Here is a 17,041-nt window from a genome sequence, read left to right on the forward strand (position 1 = left end):
AGATGTTCGTGCCCTCGCCCAAGGAGACTCGCGCGCACCGCACGCTCGCGGCCCTGGCTGTCCACCGGCAGGCCACCGGAGAGCAACTGCACCGGCTGGTGGTCCCCGATTCGGGGCCCAGGGCTCTGGCGCCCGTCCTGGCCCAGCTCGCCGAGGAGGAGCTGATCGGATCGATCACTCTGCCGAACAGCGGCCGGAAGCGGGCCTGGTTCCTGACTCATCGCGGGGCGGGGGTCTGCCGGGACTGGCCCGAGCTCCGGGGCCGGCAGCCGCTGCCCTTGTCCACCTCGATGGCCGCCTCGATGCGCGCCGCGCACACGCTGACGGTGGTCCGAACCCACCTGGCGTTCCTGGACGACGCCCGGGCGCAGGGTGACGAGTACGGGCCGCTTGACTGGGCCCCCGAGGTCGCGCACAACGTCAGTGACGGGGAGCGGCTGGTCGCCGACGCGCTGATGCGCTACGTGGTGCTCGGCGCGGAAGGGCGCGTGAAACTGCGCGCCTTCGTCGAGGTGGACCGGGCCACGATGAGCGGGGAGGACCTGGCGGCGAAGCTGATCTCGTACGCCCGCTTCCACACCTACACGCCGCCGGCGCCCGGGGGGCGGCTCACGGCGGGTTCCAACTCCGTGGCGTGGCTGCGGTGGTACCCGACCATGCCGCGGGTGCTGTTCGTGCTGACCGGTGCCGGTCCTCGGGCGCTGGCGAACCGTCTTGCGGACCTGCGGGAGATGGCGGCTGAGCATCCCCTGGTCGCGGCGATGGCGGCGAAGGTTCCGCTCGGGGCGGCGGTACTGGAGGACGTCGAGGAGCACGGGGCCCGGGCGGCGGTGTGGACGTCGCTGGCCGGGCCGGAGGAGCGGTGTGGCTGGGACGAGCTGCAGCCGGCTTCGGCGCCGGCCACCCGCGTCACGTGACATGCATCACAAAAGGGGTTTCCGTGCGCATGGCAGCGATCATCATTTTTGCCACTCCATTACCCCAAGAAGGGCACACCGATGACCAGTTCACCCACCGGAAGGTGAGCAGAAATGCGTAACCTCTCGACTACAGATGGCGTATATACAGCGCATGCCGTCCCTTCGGGACCGTGCCGGGGGTCGGGGTGCTCACCACGTCATCTACCACCACAACGGGGAGGGACCATGGATCGTCGACATGGGGCCGGGAGCGTCCGCCGTATCGGGAACCGCTCGGCCAGCGCCGTGCTCGGCGGCGTGCTCGTCCTGGGCCTCGCGGGATGCGGCGGCCAGGACTCCGAGGCGGACAAGCCGGCCGGGTCCGGCAGTACGTCCGCGGCCGCCGAGCCGAGCGAGGAGGCGTCCACGCCGGAGCCGCTTACTCCCGAGGAGCGGGAGGAGAAGGCCGTGACCAAGGCCTATCTGTCCTTCCGGGCTGAGCAGAGCAAGGCGTTCGGCAAGGCCACCACGAAGGGTACGCAGATCGAGACCTTCGCGGCCGGCGTCGCCCTGCTCCAGGTCGAGAAGGACATGGAGTTCTCTCGCAAAGAGGGCGTGATCACCAAGGGAGCCACCCAGCACGAGCCCAGTGTGGACGTGCTGGAGCTGAAGCCGACGAAGGGCGGGACCCTGCCCCGCGCGACGATCACCGACTGCGTCGACGTGACGAAGGTGGAGTTCGTCTACGAGGAGTCCGGCAAGCCGTACCCGATGCCCGACGAGCGGCTCCCGCGGTACGAGGCAAAGGTCAAGGCGGAGAAGTGGGGGAAGCAGTGGAAGGTCTTGGAGGCCGAAGCTCAGTCAAGCGCCTGCTGACAGGCGCCGGCCCGCTGGCGCTCGCCGCGCTTCTGGTGGGAACGTCTGTTGCCCCGGCCACGGCCGGGGTTCCGCAGGGCGGGAGTTGCAGCGGGTGGGGCGACCTGGTCACCTGCCGCGCCGACGACAAGACGACCAGTCCCGGCAGTGGCGGCGGTGGCGGGCAGCGCGAGAGCCAGCCCAGCGGGGGCAAGAAGGGCACGTCGAAGCCGAAGAAGACGTGTACGACGTCGCGGCTTCCCGACCCTCCTGCGGGCAGCAGTCTGTGGGAGGGGCACGACCCGAGCGAGGGCGGCGTCTACGTGCGCCGGTGCCTCGGCGCGGGCGACGCGGAGGGCGATACCGGCTACAGCGACGTCTTCTGGGCGGGTGACACCCCGCCGGAGGAGACGGTCGATCCGGAGGTCCTGGCCCAGGAGGCGATCTCGAAGATGCGCCTTCGGGGTCCGCAGATCCGTACGACCCCCCGCGCGGGGCAGACCGGCGTGGTCGGGCTGCCGACGTGGATGTGGGTCGACCCCTCCCCCACGACGTACGGGCCGAACACCACGTCGGCGAGCGCCGGCGGGGTGACCGTCTCCGCGACGGCGAAGGTTTCGAAGATCGTGTGGTCGATGGGCGACGGACGGTCGGTGACCTGCACCGGTCCGGGGACGCCGTACGACTCGTCGTACGGCAAGAAGCCCTCCCCGACGTGCGGACACCTCTACGAACAGACCTCGGCCGGGCAGCCGGGCGAGAAGTACCAGGTCACGGCAACTGCCACCTGGGAGATCGAGTGGCAGGTCGAAGGGAGCAGCGAGGCCGGGGAGTTTACCCAGGCTCAGCAGTCCCAGGCTGAACTCGCGGTCGGCGAGCTCCAGTCCGTCGGCCGGTAGACACGTCACGTGGCGAAGGGTGCAGTGCAGGGTGAAGACGAAGCAGGAGGCGGCGCCGGCCACGGCCGGCGTGCCTGAGCAGATCAAGCCGGTGGCCACCGTGTCCGCGCGGGGCGGGCGCCGCAAGAGCCCCGCCATGCTGGCGCTGTCTGCGTTGCTGATCGCGGGCGGCGCGGGCGGCGGCTACCTGGCGTGGGAGAAGACCGGGGAGCGTACACCGGTGCTGGTGGTCGCGGCCGACGTCGCGGCCGGAGACGTCATCGAGGAGGGGGATCTCGCCCGGACATCGGTGTCGCTCGACCCGGCAGTGAAGGCGATCCCCGCCGAGCTGAGGGAGAAGGTCGTGGGCAAGCGGGCGGCGGTGCCGCTGGTGCCCGGTTCGCTCCTGTCTCCCAAGCAGGTCACGGACCGGACGCTCGTGCGGCCCGGGGAGCAGCTGGTGGGGATCTCCCTCAAGCCGTCGCGGCTTCCGGCGACCCGGCTGTCCGCCGGCGACACGGTGCAGGTGGTCTCCACCCCGGGGCAGGCCGCCGGCGACGAGGAGGCCGACGCGCAGCCGGACATGGTGGAGGCCCGGGTCGTCCGGGTCGGGCCGAAGGCGGAATCCGGCGGGGAGCGCGTCCTGGACGTCGCGGTACCCAAGGGCCGCGGGCCGCTGCTCGCCGCCCGGGCCGCCAACGGGAATGTCGCGGTCGTCGTGGACGCGGCGGACGGTTCCTGATGGCGGTCATCGCGCTCGTCGGTACCCCCGGGGCGCCGGGGGCGACAACCACGGCCCTGGCCCTGCTGAGGTCCTGGCCGCTGCCGGACGGCCAGCGCCTCGTGCTCGCCGAGTGCGATCCGGACGGAAGCGCCGTGCTGCCGGGGCTGCTGCGCGGGGAAGTGCCCGCCGATCACGGGCTGTCGAAGCTCACGGCGTCCGCGACGGGGCAGGCCCTCGCGGACGCGTTCTGGCGCCAGCTGCTCTACCTGGAGAACGACGAGGCGCGCCCGGAGCAGAACCGGATGCTGCTGGCCGGCATCACCGACCACGCTGACACCGTCCGGCTCCAGCCGGTCTGGGGACAGCTCTCGGACCTCTTCCAGGCGATCGACCCGAACCGCACGACCGTGCTCGTCGACCTCGGCAGGGCAGGGCCGTTCGGCGCATCCGGGGTTCTCGCGATGCGCGCGGACGCCGTGCTGCTCGTCGTTCGCGGCACGATGCGCGGCCTTCAGGCGGCGAAGTCCCGCGTGGGCCGGCTCCGCCAGCTCCTGGACGCCGAGGGACGTGGTGTCGACGCCCTGGGCCTGGTCCTGGTGGAAGAGGGCCCCTACACCCGGCGTGAGGTGCAGAGCGCCCTGGAGGTGCCGGTGGTGATGACCCTCCCCTACGTCCCCCAGGAGGCGGCCGTTCTGTCGGACGGCGCCCCTGAAGGGCGCAAGTTCCTGTCGGGGAAGCTGATGCGCTCGGCCGCCGACGGGGTGACGGCGCTGAGGCAGATGACGGCCTGGCGCACCGCGCGGGTGGAGTCGGGAGTGCAGAGGCTGCTGCGAGGAGGTGTAGGCGGTGCGCGTTAGTCCCGTGTACCAGGGCCCGGCCGCGCCAGCGCCGCCCCCTGCCCAGCATCCGGCCGCAGTGCCGGACGCGGCGGCCGGGGACGCAGCTGCGGCGATGGTGCTCGCGCAGGGCGCCCCGGTGGTGACCGTCGACCACCGGGCCGCCGTGGAAATCAAGCGGCAGGTGAACGAGCAGCTGATCAAGGAAGCGAAACGCAACCCGACGCTCGGGGACGCCTCGGGGACGCCGAGGCAGCAACGGGCCCGGGCCCTGATCAACGAGCGAGTGATGCTGTGGGCCGACGGCGAGGCCACGCGTACCCGTGCCCCGGTCCCGCCAGGCGCCGAGCAGACGCTGGCCAGTCTGGTCTTCGACATGCTCTTCCGAGCCGGACGGCTTCAGCGGCTGCTGGACGACGACCGGATCGAGGACATCTACATCAACGGCCACGACCGGGTCTCGGTCAAGCTGGCCGGCGGGACCGACCCGGTGCCCACCGAGCCGGTCGCCGAGTCGGAGGAAGAGCTCCAGGAACTGGTCCGCGACCTGATCCGCACCTCCGGACAAGGCGGCCGGACCTTCTCTACCGCGGCGCCCGAGGTCGCGCTGCGGCTGCGGGACGGGTCCCGGCTCCAGGCGATCGGGCCCGAGATCACCGGCGGCTCGACCTACGTGACGATCCGCCGTCACCGGCTCCTGGACTCCAACCTGGCCGACCTCGTACGCCGGGGGATGCTCGACCAGGGCCTGGCCGACCTGCTGGCGGCGGCCGTCCGGGCCCGCCGCAACCTGATCATCGTCGGCGAGCAGAGCGCGGGGAAGTCCTCGATGCTGCGGGCTCTGCTACGGGAGATCCCGCAGCACGAGCGCTTCGGCACGATCGAGACCGAGTTCGAGCTGTGGGCCCACCGCAACGGCTACCACACCCAGGTGGTGCCGATGGAGGCCCGCGAGTCCAACGGCGAGCGGGTCGGGGGCCGGGCGGCCGGCGAGATCACGCCCCTAGACCTGATGTACCGGGCGAAGCGGATGTCGCTGACACGCACCATCCTCGGGGAGGTCCGAGGCCCGGAGATCACCGCAATGATGCAGGCGATGACCAGCGACCGGCCAGGCAACATGTGCACGATGCACGCCTCGGAGCCGCACGCGGTCTTCGACCGGATCGCCGAGCTCTACCTGCTGGCGCGCGGCAACTTCTCCGAGCAGCTGGCGTACCGGCAGATCGCCAACGGTCTCCACTTCGTCGTCTTCCTCTCGGTCGCCGAAAACGGCAGGTCGAAACAGCGCTTCGTCTCGCACGTGTGGGAGCTCTCGGGTATCGGCGAAGGCGGGCGGCCCGCGTACAACGAGGTCTACGGGCCCGCCTCCGACTGGGACCAGCGGGCGGTGCCCCGCACGCCCCTGTCGCCGAGCATGCGGCGGCGCCTGGCGCAGGTCGGGTACGGCACAGGGGAAGTGGTCGTGTGATCGGCGCGCTGTGGTGGGCCGGCTGCGGCATGCTGCTGGCCGGTGGGTTGGTCGCGTTGGCGGCCGGCTTGTATGGGACCACCCGGGAGAAGGGGGCCCTCGCCGCCCGCCTGCGGTTGAGAGGGCCCGGGGCTGCAGCTCGGCGGCAGCGCCGGGCGACGCTCGGCGGGCTGGCTGGCGGGGTAGGTCTGTTGGTCTGGCTCTGGTCGGGGGTGTTCGTCGCCGGTCTGCTGCTCGGAGCGGCGGTGGTCGGCGTGCCATGGCTGCTGACGCCGCCGTCGAGGGTACGGATCGTAAAGCTGGAGGCCTTGGCGGACTGGGCCCAGCGGCTGGCGGAGATTCTTCAGATCGGGCTCGGGCTGGAGGAGGCGCTGATCGCGTCCCGCAAGCACGCCCCCGATGACATCGCCGAAGAGGTTCGGGACCTGGCTGAGCGGCTGCGAGCTGGCTGGGACACGCGGGAAGCTCTGGAGGAGTTCGCCAACCAGTTCGACGACGTGACCGCGGACAAGGCGGCGGCCGCGCTGATCCTCTGCGCGATCGACCCTGGGCCTGGCCTGGCGAGTGTCCTGGAAGACCTTGCCGCGCAGCTTCGCTCGGAGGTCTCCAAGCGTCGTGAGGCGGAGGCCGACCGGGCGAAGGCGAGGACGTCGATGCGCATTCTAACCGGCATCACTCTGGGAGTACTGGTGGTCGGTGCCGGCGCGGACTACGCGGCGCCGTACGCGACGCTCACCGGGCAGTTAGTCCTGTTCGTGATCGGGACGGGCTTCGCCGGGGCCCTGCTGTGGGCGCGAAGGCTGGCCACACATCGCGGTACCCCCCGGTTCTTGGTGGTGGACCCACGCAGCCGAGTCACGTTGGCGCAGGAGGAGGTGACGCGATGAGCATGCAGGTATTGGTCATGTGCGGGGCCGCGGTGGGCGCGGGCGCGGCCGTGATGATCTCTCAGCTCCGGCCGGCACCTCCGCGACTGGACCTCGCTCTGGAGCGGATGGACACCTCTTCGCGCCGGTACGCCTACGCTCCGGCCGAGCCGAGTTCCTGGCAGTCGGGTGTCCAGCGCGTGCTGCAGCGGGCTCCGGGGCGTCTTCCGGCGGCGGACCTGCGGCTGCTGGGTACCGCGCCGGAGCGGTTCCTGTTCGAGAAGGGGCTGCTGGCTCTTCTGGGGCTGCTGTTCCCGGTCGTCCCCTACGTGGCATGGCTGGCGATGGGGCTCAGCGTGCCCGTGTTCGTGCCGGGCATCGTCGGCGTGGTGGCGGCCGTGGTGCTGTGGCTGGTACCCGACGGGTATGTCCGGCGGCAGGCGGACCAGGCCCGACAGGAGTTCACCCACGCGTGCGGCGCCTTCTTGGACCTCGTCGCGACGAGGATGGCCTCGAACGTCGGCGCCCTGCAGGCTCTGCACGATGCAGCCGGGGTGGGCCGGGGCTGGGCATTCGTCCGGATCAAGGAGGCGTTGGAGCGGGCCCGTAGCGAGCAGTCGTCGCCCTGGTCCGCGTTGGAGCAGCTGGGCGACGAACTGCGGTTACCGCTCTTGGGGGACCTGGCCGACATCATGCGGCTGTCCTCGGACGACGGGGCTGCCGTCTACGACACCCTGCGCAACCGTGCTGCCAGTTTGAACGACGAGCTCTTGGCGGGGGAGACGACGGAGGCCAATCAGGCGAGCGAGAAGATGTCGGTCCCCACCTCCCTGATCGCCGTGCTCGTAATGGTCCTGGTTGCCTTCCCGGCAGTGCAGTCTCTGTTCACCATCTGACATCGAAAGTAGCTCTTGTCATGAATGACGTTTCTATCAAGTTTTCGGTGGCCTTGACGCTGCTCAGCGGTCGAGCCGTACACCGGGTGGGGGAAGCGCAGCGGCGTGTGGTCGGGCGGGGGCAGCGGGACCGGGGAGCATCGTCGGTTGAGTGGGTGATCATCACGCTCGCGGTACTGGCTGGAGCCGCGATCATCGGTGGCGTGATCCTCGCGCTGTACAACCGCGGGGCCAGCAAGGTCAACGACGTCGAGTTCTGATGATCCGGCTGAAGAGGGGGAGCACAGACAGGGGTGCGGCCGCCGTCGAGGCGGCGATCGTGCTGCCGTTCGTCCTGCTGTTCACACTGCTGCTGGTCCAGGGCTTCCTGGTGGCATACGCCAATGCCACGGTGCACACTGCGGCCCGCGAGGGCGTCTCGGCGAGCCGGATGAACGGCGCGAGCGCGCAGGACGGTGCCACGAAGGCTCGGGCCGCTCTAGCCTCGCTCGGTGGGACGCTGGTCGTGGACCAGGAGGTCTCGGTCGCCGGGGGTGCCGAGGAGGTGACGGTCCAGGTGCGCGGCCGCACGGTGTCGATGCTGCCGGGCCTGCCCGGTGTCGCGGTGTCTGCCTCGGTGTCCGGCCCGGTTGAGCGCTGGACCACGCCGGCGGGTGCTCGGTGAGGGCGCCGGGCCGGCACCAGGGCGCCGACCGGGGAGCGGTGGCGATCGAGGCGGCGATCGTGCTGCCAGTCCTGCTGGCCCTCGGATTGTTGTTCCTCGCGGGCGGCAGAGTGGCTTTGGCCGCCCAGAAGACCGACGCGGCGGCCGAGGCCGGGGCGCGGGCCGCCTCCTTGGCGCGTACGCCGGGCTCGGCGGAGGCCGAGGCCCGCCGGGCCGCGGCCGCCGCGCTGGCCCAGCGGTCACAGAGCTGCACCACGTACTCGGTGGAGGCGGACACCGGAGGACTGACGGTGCCGGTGGGGCAGGTCTCCGAGGTCACCGTGACGGTGGAGTGCACCGTGGCCATCGGGGACCTCCTGCTCCTGGGGGGCGGGCCCGGAGTGCGGACCGTCAGCGGGAGCTTCACCTCCATCGTCGACGCCTACCGGGAGCGCTGATGGACAGGGCGAGCAGGTGGGCCTGGCAGTCCCGGCTGGACGACCGGGGAGGTGTCGCCCTCTCCGCTGCGATCATCTCGATCCCCCTCGTCGCGCTCGGCGGGTTGTTCGCGGTCGACTCCTTCGGGGTGCTGGGGGCCCACGAGCGGGCGGATGCCCTGGCGACGGAGACAGCCCGGGCCGCGACGCAGGCCATCGATCTGGGCAAGGCAGTGCCGGGCGACGCGTACGTCGCCGATCCGGCCGGTGCTGTCGCGGCCGGCCAGGCGTACCTCGCGAAGGCGGGCGTGTCAGGGACGGTGACCGTGGTGGAGGGTGGCACGGCGGTCGAGGTCGCCGTGACCACCAGCTACGACGGGCGGTTCACACCGATGTCGTGGGCCGTGAACGGCTCCTCCCGGGCGGCGCTGCTGCACGGGATCAGCGAACCGGAAGAGGACTGAGGAATGGGTGCTGGACGAGCGGGTTCGGTGCTGGCGCGCGCCGTAGGGAGCGTGCTGGGCATCGCCCTGTTGGGGGCCGGGGCCCCGTACCTGCTGTGGCAGGCCACCGCGGCGGTGGGGCCTGACGGCCTGGACGCGATGGCGCACCTGCTGTCGCGTCAGGACACCGCCGACGCCGTACTGCTGGTGATCCTCGCTGTCGGCTGGCTGGCATGGATCACCTTCGCCGTCGCGCTCCTGGTCGAGGTGCCGGCGCAGGTTCGCGGCCGCCGGGCGGTTCGACTGCCGGGCCTCCGCCTGAGCCAGCGGGCTGCGGGGGTGCTGGTGACGGGCGTGCTCGCGGTGCTGAGCAGCACAGCCGTCGCCTCGGCGGCACCCTCGCCTGGTCCCGCCGCCACGGCGGAGGCCGAGCCGGGCCAGAGTCACGTCGCCAGCGGCTCCCCCGCGACGGCCGAGCGTGGCCATGAGGCGGAAGGCACCGAGCAGGCGGACGAGGCCCCCCGTGCCCGCCCGACGTACACGGTGCGCGACACCCGGCCCGCCCAGAGCCTGTGGAGCATCGCCGAGGAACTGTACGGCGACGGGGACCAGTTCACGAGGATCGCTGATCTGAACGAGGGCCGGGTCATGGTCGACGGCTCGCGGTTCGTTTCGGCCGGGGACATCCGGCCGGGCTGGGAGCTGCTGCTCCCCGAGGATGAGGGTGGGGAGGAGCGGCGGTCGCACGCGGATGCGCCCCGCGCTGTGACGGTCGCTCCCGGGGACACGCTCTCGAAGATCGCTGAGGACGAGTTGGGGGACCCGGACCGGTACCCCGAGATCTTCGACCTGAACCGAGGGGCCCGGTCTCCGCAGGGTCAACGGCTCACCGACGCCGATCAGATCGTCCCCGGGCAGCGCCTGGTGCTGCCCCCTGACGAAGAGCAGCCAGGCCGGCAGAACCCTCCCGCTCCCCCGAAGGAGTCCACCCCCCAACCGCCCGCCGAGCAGGACGAGCGGAAGCCGGACGAGGCGAAGCCGGCTCCGTCCCGAACCGAACTTGCCAGCCCTGCGCCGAGCACCACGGCTCCCGAGTCTCCTCAGCCCTCTACCGGCACGGCAGCCCAGCCGGAGGAGGCCTCGGCGGCGACCCCAGCAGCCGTGCGTACGACTGCGGGCGTCACCGCGCTCACCGCCGCGGTCGTCGTCGCTGGCCTGGCGGTCCGCCGGCGGCTGCAGCAGCGGCGCCGCAAGCCGGGCGAGTCGATCGCGATGGCTCCGGAGGCCAGCACGACCGAGCAGCGCCTCGTCGAGGACGCGGAACCGGCGGCGGTGACCGCCCTCGACACCGCGCTGCGCAGCATGGCCCGCGCGGCGGGCGAGGCTGGCATCGACGCTCCCCCGCTCAAGGCCGCGATGGTGACCCGCCGCACGATCCGGGTTCTTCCCGCCGATCCGGGTGAGCCGGTCGCGCCGTTCACCGCCGAGCCGGAGGGAGCGTGGTGGTCGCTGGCCCCTGACGCAGAGCTCCTCACTGCCGAGGACGCCGCCACGACACCCTGCCCATACCCGGGGCTGGTGACGCTGGGGGCCGACAACGAACGGTCCATCGTCCTGCTGAATCTGCCGTCGAGCGACGTCGTACTGCTCTCCGGTTCGGCCGTCGAGGTCCGCGAGGTGTGCACCTCGCTCGTCCTGGAGGTGGCCATGAGCCCTTGGGCGGAGCAGGCGGAGGTTCTCGCCGTCGGCTTCGGGCGGGAGCTGCCGCGCCTGATGCCCACCGCCCGGCTGCGGCACGTCCCGGACGCCGCCGCAGCCGCCCGCGACCTGGGCGAGTGGCTGCTGGAGCGGCATCAGAGCCCCGGGGCCGAGCACGAGTCGTGGCTGCTGGTGTGCGCGGATTCCGTGACAAGCGACGAGGCTTGGCAGCTCGCCGAGGCCCTGGCAGCCGCCCCGGAAGGCAAGGTCGCGATGGTCCTGCCCGCGAGCTGTGCCCCGGTCTTCCCCCGTGGCCAGGTCTGGGATGCCGCCCCGGACGTCGAGCAGATGATCGAGGATGTCGAGAAGGACCTCGTTCTCCAGCGCATGTCGTCCCCGGACTACCAGGAACTGCTGAGCGCCTTGTCGACCACGACGGAGCCGGCCGAACCGGCGGAAGCTCCCTGGGACCAGGTTCTCGACGAACCGTCCGAGGACGAGGTGCCGGAGGGGCCCGAGAACGTCGTCGGCGACGGCGGGACCGAGTCGGACGGTCGCCCGTTTCCCGCCCTGGTGAAGGCGGCCGCAGACCCCGCATCCGATGAGGAGACGACTCGGCCGGCGCCGAAGGCCGAACTTCCGCCGGCCTCCCCCGAGAATGCCGAGGTCGAGGTGGAGCCGGCTTCGGATGCCTCCGACGCCGAGCCGGCTTCCGCCGCGCGGGCCGCCGAGAAGGTCGACGCCCCGGCCGAGCCCCAGCTGCGGGTAATGGGGACGGTCGAGCTGACCGGTCTGGAGACCACAAGCAGGGCGCCGAAGCTGGCCGCCCTGGCCGCCCTGCTGTACTTCAGGCCCGGCAGGGACCCGGAGACCCTGTGCGAGGCCATGGGCCCGAACGAGCCCTGGTCCCCCGCCACCCTCAACCAGCGGGTCCGTGAGCTAAGGAACCGGCTCGGCAGCGACCCCAACGGCGACCCCTACGTCCTGCGTCGTTCCGGGAAGGACTCCCCGTACGCCCTGTCGCAGGCGCTGACCTGCGACTGGGGATGGTTCGAGGAACGAGCCGCCGCCGGCCTCGCCGTTGACGGCTCCGAAGGGCTCCCGGAGCTGGAGAGCGCGCTCTCACTCGTACGCGGGCGCCCTCTGGCGGGCCGGGACTTCGGTTGGGCACTCCCCCAGCAGCAGCGGATGATCTCCCGGATCATCGACATCGCGCACTGCGTCGCCGTGCTGCGAACCGTCCCGGGCCAGCACCAGGACCTCGACGCGGCTCGACACGCGATCATGATCGGCCTGGAGGTCGAGAGCACCGCCGAACTGCTGTACCGGGACTGGATGCGTACCGAGCACGAGGCCGGCAACCGGCACGGCCTTCGCACCGCGATCACGCGGGCCCAGCAGGCTGCGCGGCGGCTGGACTGCGCGCTGGAGCCCGAGACGGAGGAGTTGATCGCCTCGCTCACTCAGGACTCAGCGAAGCCGGGGGATAGCGCTCGGACTTCGGGCCGGGCGTTCGTGTAGCTGGGCTCTTGCCTGGTGGTGCCGAAGCCCGTCATCGGCACCACCAGGCGTGCGAGATTCCCCCGCGCCTTCTACGCGTACACCAGCTCTTGGCTCCCGTTCTCAGACGGTCACCAGGGGTAGTTCGGCCGTCGTCATCGTGGGTCCTGACACGTCGGCGTGGACACGATCCGTTGGGCGCAAGCGAGGATCGCTTCGACCGCTGCTTCCTCGGATTGCGGGCGCTGCTGGCGCCACGCTGAGGTCGTCTTCTGGACTGCCCGCGCGACGTCTTCCGCCTGGGCGCGCAGGTCCTCGTCGATGTCGAGATAGCCGTCAGGTCCGTCGGGGCCCGTGATGACGACAGGGCCGACGATCGGGTAGAGGGGGATGCCGCGCCAGGCACTGGCGAGCGCCCAGACAACCAGGTTCGCCGGCAGGCCCTCCGAGCGGCCGTTGCCGGCGATGTGAAGAACTGCCCTGCGGTGGTAGATCCCTTGATCCAGCGTGCCGCCAATCTTCTCCCGGAGCATCCGAACCTGGTCGTCCGCCTTGTCGGGGAGCTGCAGACCGGCGGTCCGCTGGTTGGGGTTGATGAGCAGGGCGGTCGTCGCCATCGCCGTTTCCTCGCTGTCGGTCGGCTTTCAGCCCTGAAGTTGGGCGCGCTGCCTATTCTGCCTGCGTTATCCCCCTGGCTGGCAGCGGCCCAGCCACGCCCGTGACCGAACAGGCGGCAAATACATGGGTCCTCACGACCTGCGGCCCGCACATGCGGCCTGCTCTCAGAGGGACGAAGTGCCAAGGGCGGCCGGGCGGGAGCTGCCGAGCCCTGCCAGCGCGGCAGAGGCCGCGCGGGCAACCTCCGGGCTGATGCGGATCGCCGCGGCGACCTCCTCGGCGCTCAGGCTGGCGCCCTGGCTGGGGACGGTGGCACACACCCGGTCCTCAAGCTCAGTCAAAAGCCGCCGAGTGGAAGCATGATCCATGGCCACCTCTGGATCTTGCGTGGAGAGATCGGTGCACACCGCGTCCAAGGCTGCGCTCAGGCTGGAGAACACCAGCTTTACCCGCTGAGGGTAGCGTGCCACCGCCAGGCCGGAATGCTTCTTGGTCGGCTTGTACGCCCGGCCCAGGGTGTCAGCGGCCTCCACGAGATAGTTCACGATGTCGTACAGCACGTCGGAGGGGCCGGTCAGGGTCAGCAGGGGACTGTAATCGCCGCCCTCAGCGTCCATGGAGAATTGCATGCGGATGTCAAGGTCTCGCAGTCCGCGTACGGTCGCCAGTTCGACGATGGATGCGGAGACCGTGTGGGCTGCCTGGGCGATGTTCTCCGTCATGCGGGTCAGGGTGCCGCAGCGCTCCGTCGCGGAGGTCTTCTCCGCTTCGGCCACCAGCGCCTGGTGCTCGGCCCCGAGGGACTCGAAGACGGTGGTCAGCGCGACCGCGGCGCACCGGACGTGATCCTCGGTGGCGACGCTTTTCTCCTGGGGCATGGGCATCCTTCGCTCGATGTGACGCGCGGAGACGCGCCGGTCGGCCGCGCCGCCGCGTACAACGAGTGCCCCCCGGCCAGGACACTATCTGGAAGAATGCCCCAACTGCGGTGCTGGCAGGGGCGAATGCCGACGGCTCCGGCAGGTGCGCGCGGGCGGCCCCCTGTCCACCTGAGCCTGGTCGGCCAATCGCCCCGGAAGCGGGATTCACCGCAGGTCCGTGGTGTCGGACGGCTTCCGGAGGCGAACTCACGGGAGCATGAGGACGTGCTGAAGCCTCCGATCGCCCCGATGCGCGCCGAGGCGCGGCCCACGCTTCCCGCAGCGGGCGCGCCAGCCAGCCTGTACTGGCAGCAGAAGCTCGACGGGTACCGGGTCCTTGCCTTCCTCCGCAGCGGGCACTTTCACCTCCAGTCCCGCACCGGAGCAGACCTCACCGCGCACTTCCCCGAGCTCCAGGCCGCCGCCGACGTCGGCATGGACCTGGTCCTAGACGGCGAACTCGTTGTGCTCCAAGGGGGGAGGCTGGACTTTGCGGCCTTGCAGCAGCGGTCCCGGCTGACGGGCTATCGCGCCAGCTCGGCCAGCCGGTCTACGCCTGCGCACGTCGTTGCCTTCGACCTGCTGGAGGCCGACGGAGAGGTACTGATGGACCGCCCATACCGGGAGCGGTGGGCGCGCCTGGAGGCGCTCGTCGCCGAGGGGGTGCTGGGCGGCCGCTGGGCTCTGGTGGGGTCGACGACGGAGCGGGACCGGGCGCTGGCCTGGATGGACCCGGACTGGGGGCGGGTCGGTGTCGAGGGGGTGGTGGTGAAGCCGGCCGGCGGGCGGTACCGGGCTGGCAAGGGCGGCTGGTGGAAGGTGCGGGCGCGGGAGTCCACCGAGGGCGTGGTGGGCGCGGTGACCGGGCCCGTCTCGGCGCCGGACACCCTGCTGCTCGGCCGCTGGGACGCCGAGGCGCGCTTCCGGATGATCGCCCGGACGACACCGCTCTCGGCCACCGCCCGCCGCGAGGTCGGCGCCCGCCTCACAGCGGCCGGCGACGACCACCCGTGGCACGGCGTGACGTTCTCGGCCGGCTGGGGGACGCGCATGCCTCTGCCGCACGTCCCCGTCGAACCGGTCCTCGTCGCCGAGGTCGCCGCCGACGCCTCGGTGGACGACGCAGGCCGGTATCGGCACCCGGTGCGTTTCCTCCGGCTCCGCGACGACATCGGTCCGGACTCTGTTCCGCCCCTCCCCTGACGGGCGTTCGGCGGTGCATCGGCCGGGGTTGGTGCTCAGGCGGCGAGCTGGCGCTCCGCGTACGTGATGAAGGCGTCGACCTCGGGGGCGGACCTGTGCGGGGCCAGGGTGGCGGTGAGGTCGTGGACGTAGCCGTGCGCGCGGGCGGAGCGCACCTCGGCGAGGAGGTCGACGGAGCGGCGCCCGGCGTCGAGCCCTTGCTCGCGGTCGCCGGCTCGTAGGTGCGTGGCGGCTTCGACGGCGAGGCGGATGCCGACGGCGCGGGTGTAGCGGCCGGGGGACATGGCGGCCGCCTGGCGGCCCCAGTCGAGCGCGGCCGCCGTGGCGCCGAGGTCGCGGTGGATCTCGGTGGCGTCGGTGGCGATCCGCTCGGGGGTGTAGTAGTTCATCCAGGCCGGGTCGTCGCCGGTGGCTCCGGCGAGGTGGCGTTCGGCGGCGAGGAGCGCCGCGGTGGCCTCCGGTCCCTCTCCGGCCCGGGCGTGGGCGCGGGCCTGCGCGAGTTTCGCGAAGGACAGGACCTTGGGGCTGGCGACGTGCTTGGCCCGTTCGTACGCTCCTTCGGCCATGTCGACGGCCTCGCCGGGATGCCCGCGGAGGAACGCGGACAGGGACATGGTGGAGAGTACGTACGCGCCGACCTGGACGTCGCCGGCAGCGCGCGCCATGGCCAGGGCCTGGATGAGGTAGCGCTGGGCGGCGTCGTGCTGGCCGTTGTCGAACGCGGACCAGCCGACGACGCGGGACAGCTCGGCCGTCACCCGGAGCAGATCCTGGCGGACCTTCTCGCTGCAACTGCCCTGGAGCATGGGCGCGGCGCGGTCCCGCAAACAGACGGTGACGGAGGACGCTTTCCAGTTGCCGCCGCCGAACTTCGAGTCCCAGATGCGCGCGTCTTCGACGGCCTCCCACAGCTCGTCCAGTTCGCCCTGGCCCACGCGCCGGGCGCCGCGGTGCTCGGCGGGTGGAACGGCAGCGGCAGCGGGGACAGCGAGCCACCGGGTGGTCGGGAGGGCGAAGGCTCCAACGGCGAAGGAGCCGTGAAGGAAGTTGCGGCGGTCCACAAGTCTCCAGAAGGCGATGGCGCCGCGCACGGCGTCTGACGGGCTACGAGGAAAATCCAACCCGATCATGCCGGTCTCGCGGCGCGATCTCGTCATGGCGATCTCGCTCAAGTCGACGCGCCGCCCCAGGCGTTCGCCCAGCGCAGCGGCTATGCAAGCTGGTGCGGGGGCTCGCGGGATCATGCCTCGTTGTACCCAGTTGGTAACACTCGTATGGGTGTACTCGGTCGGTCTGCCTGCTTGTTCTGCGAGCACATTGACCCGCTTCGCGAGCGATTCGTAGCTAGCGCCAGACGCCGCCACGAGCCGTTCTAAGTCTTCGTTCGGCTGCCAGTCCCGCTCCTGCCACCGTGCCACGCGCACCTCCTTCGCCGGGCCCTCTGCACCCGTGCGTCCGCTCGCCCGGGAGCCTTCCGTGCGGCCGTGAGGGGGGGCTCACAAACGGGCTGAGTTTGTGATGTGTGAGCCCCCATTGTGAGCTGTCGGCGGCCGTCCTGACAGAGCTTTACTCAGTGCAGAAGGGCCGATCACGGCATCACCTCGGCGACCGGGGGCCTCCCTTCTGCCGACAGGGATACGGCGTTGCCCCGCCGAGACACTCACAACGTCACCGCCTCTCTTCAGGAGAGCATCATGGCCGTTCCGCTTGACCACAGCTCCGCTGTCGACTACACCGCCCTGCGCAACTTCGCGGCCCTCCGCGGACAGCTGCGCGTCTCTCTCACCCCCCGCTGCAACATCGCCTGCTGGTTCTGCCACAACGAGGGCGACATCCCGCCGCCGGTCACCCGGGCGAACCGGTCACTTCAGCCGCGGATGAAGCAGTTCTCCGCCGAGAACTACCTGACCTCGATCGAGGCACTGGCCGGTGCGGGACTCAAACGGGTGTACTTCACCGGCGGGGAGCCGTTGACGTCACCGCTGGCCCGCCCTGTCCTGGAGAACCTGCCGGACCTGGGGGCCGACGGCTCCTACACCCTCATCACCAACGGCACCCGTGTGCGCTATCACCGGTCGTGGCTGGCCGGCACCCGCCTGGACAAGGTGAAGGTGTCGCTGCACTACTTCTCGGACGAGTCGATACGCGCCATCG

The 17,041-nt window shown here is 71.2% G+C and carries 18 protein-coding genes; 15 read left to right on the plus strand and 3 right to left on the minus strand.

All coding sequences use genetic code 11. The features are described 5' to 3' along the window. The first annotated feature begins 2 nt into the window (after positions 1 to 2). The 13 genes from Sdia_RS17775 to Sdia_RS17835 all read left to right on the plus strand — a co-directional run bounded on the left by Sdia_RS17775 (position 3) and on the right by Sdia_RS17835 (position 12,167). Entirely contained in the window at positions 3 to 917 is a 915-nt protein-coding gene (locus Sdia_RS17775) for a replication-relaxation family protein (protein WP_189500802.1), read from the plus strand. Positions 918 to 1,145: 228 nt separating this feature from the next. Next, positions 1,146 to 1,775, plus strand: coding sequence for a hypothetical protein (locus Sdia_RS17780; protein WP_189500800.1), 630 nt, complete (start codon positions 1,146 to 1,148; stop codon positions 1,773 to 1,775). A 35-nt stretch (positions 1,776 to 1,810) separates the two neighbouring features. Beyond that, positions 1,811 to 2,653, plus strand: a complete 843-nt coding sequence (locus Sdia_RS17785) for an ATP/GTP-binding protein (protein WP_228487808.1) — start codon at positions 1,811 to 1,813, stop codon at positions 2,651 to 2,653. Between the two features lie 31 nt (positions 2,654 to 2,684). Continuing rightward, positions 2,685 to 3,374: an SAF domain-containing protein gene (locus tag Sdia_RS17790; RefSeq protein ID WP_189500798.1), complete on the plus strand. Its 690-nt coding sequence runs from the start codon at positions 2,685 to 2,687 to the stop codon at positions 3,372 to 3,374. Then, positions 3,374 to 4,213, plus strand: a complete 840-nt coding sequence (locus tag Sdia_RS17795; RefSeq protein WP_189500796.1) for a CpaE/TadZ family protein — start codon at positions 3,374 to 3,376, stop codon at positions 4,211 to 4,213. Before Sdia_RS17790 ends, Sdia_RS17795 begins: the two co-directional genes overlap by 1 nt. A 94-nt stretch (positions 4,214 to 4,307) precedes the next feature. Then, complete coding sequence (locus Sdia_RS17800; protein ID WP_189500794.1) at positions 4,308 to 5,663, plus strand: TadA family conjugal transfer-associated ATPase; 1,356 nt, start codon at positions 4,308 to 4,310, stop codon at positions 5,661 to 5,663. After that, the gene (locus tag Sdia_RS17805; RefSeq protein WP_229831654.1) at positions 5,660 to 6,550 is read left to right on the plus strand and encodes a type II secretion system F family protein; all 891 of its coding nucleotides are present in this window, start codon (positions 5,660 to 5,662) and stop codon (positions 6,548 to 6,550) included. Before Sdia_RS17800 ends, Sdia_RS17805 begins: the two co-directional genes overlap by 4 nt. Beyond that, complete coding sequence (locus Sdia_RS17810; protein WP_189500792.1) at positions 6,547 to 7,425, plus strand: type II secretion system F family protein; 879 nt, start codon at positions 6,547 to 6,549, stop codon at positions 7,423 to 7,425. Before Sdia_RS17805 ends, Sdia_RS17810 begins: the two co-directional genes overlap by 4 nt. Positions 7,426 to 7,445: 20 nt before the next feature. Then, positions 7,446 to 7,685 carry a hypothetical protein gene (locus Sdia_RS17815; protein WP_189500790.1) on the plus strand — a complete coding sequence of 80 codons (240 nt, stop codon included), beginning with the start codon at positions 7,446 to 7,448 and terminating at the stop codon, positions 7,683 to 7,685. Further along, positions 7,685 to 8,089 carry a TadE/TadG family type IV pilus assembly protein gene (locus Sdia_RS17820; protein ID WP_189500788.1) on the plus strand — a complete coding sequence of 135 codons (405 nt, stop codon included), beginning with the start codon at positions 7,685 to 7,687 and terminating at the stop codon, positions 8,087 to 8,089. Before Sdia_RS17815 ends, Sdia_RS17820 begins: the two co-directional genes overlap by 1 nt. Before the next feature lie 38 nt (positions 8,090 to 8,127). Next, a complete protein-coding gene (locus tag Sdia_RS17825; protein WP_229831653.1) occupies positions 8,128 to 8,526 on the plus strand; it encodes a TadE/TadG family type IV pilus assembly protein in 399 nt (132 codons plus the stop codon). After that, positions 8,526 to 8,969: a hypothetical protein gene (locus Sdia_RS17830; RefSeq protein WP_189500784.1), complete on the plus strand. Its 444-nt coding sequence runs from the start codon at positions 8,526 to 8,528 to the stop codon at positions 8,967 to 8,969. Before Sdia_RS17825 ends, Sdia_RS17830 begins: the two co-directional genes overlap by 1 nt. A 3-nt stretch (positions 8,970 to 8,972) precedes the next feature. Further along, positions 8,973 to 12,167 (plus strand): LysM peptidoglycan-binding domain-containing protein, encoded by a 3,195-nt coding sequence (locus Sdia_RS17835; protein ID WP_189500782.1) that lies wholly within the window; start codon positions 8,973 to 8,975, stop codon positions 12,165 to 12,167. Positions 12,168 to 12,301: 134 nt separating this feature from the next. Here the strand turns inward: Sdia_RS17835 and Sdia_RS17840 are convergent, their stop codons facing one another. After that, on the minus strand, positions 12,302 to 12,763 hold the full coding sequence (locus tag Sdia_RS17840) for a hypothetical protein (RefSeq protein ID WP_189500780.1): 462 nt from the start codon (positions 12,761 to 12,763) through the stop codon (positions 12,302 to 12,304). Between the two features lie 165 nt (positions 12,764 to 12,928). Continuing rightward, positions 12,929 to 13,642, minus strand: a complete 714-nt coding sequence (locus tag Sdia_RS17845; RefSeq protein ID WP_189500778.1) for a hypothetical protein — start codon at positions 13,640 to 13,642, stop codon at positions 12,929 to 12,931. Positions 13,643 to 13,909: 267 nt separating this feature from the next. On the opposite strand from Sdia_RS17845, the gene Sdia_RS17850 reads away from it, so the two are divergent. Beyond that, complete coding sequence (locus tag Sdia_RS17850; protein WP_229831652.1) at positions 13,910 to 14,887, plus strand: ATP-dependent DNA ligase; 978 nt, start codon at positions 13,910 to 13,912, stop codon at positions 14,885 to 14,887. Positions 14,888 to 14,922: 35 nt separating this feature from the next. Here the strand turns inward: Sdia_RS17850 and Sdia_RS17855 are convergent, their stop codons facing one another. After that, the gene (locus tag Sdia_RS17855) at positions 14,923 to 16,311 is read right to left on the minus strand and encodes an NsdA family TPR-like regulatory protein (RefSeq protein ID WP_503827457.1); all 1,389 of its coding nucleotides are present in this window, start codon (positions 16,309 to 16,311) and stop codon (positions 14,923 to 14,925) included. A 270-nt stretch (positions 16,312 to 16,581) separates the two neighbouring features. Between Sdia_RS17855 and Sdia_RS17860 the strand changes: the two genes are divergently transcribed. Then, positions 16,582 to 17,041, plus strand: a 460-nt coding sequence (locus Sdia_RS17860; protein WP_191835360.1) for a radical SAM protein, incomplete at its 3' end; no start/stop codon positions are given.

Origin of the sequence: Streptomyces diastaticus subsp. diastaticus (genome assembly GCF_011170125.1) — a bacterium.
GTDB lineage: Bacteria > Actinomycetota > Actinomycetes > Streptomycetales > Streptomycetaceae > Streptomyces > Streptomyces diastaticus.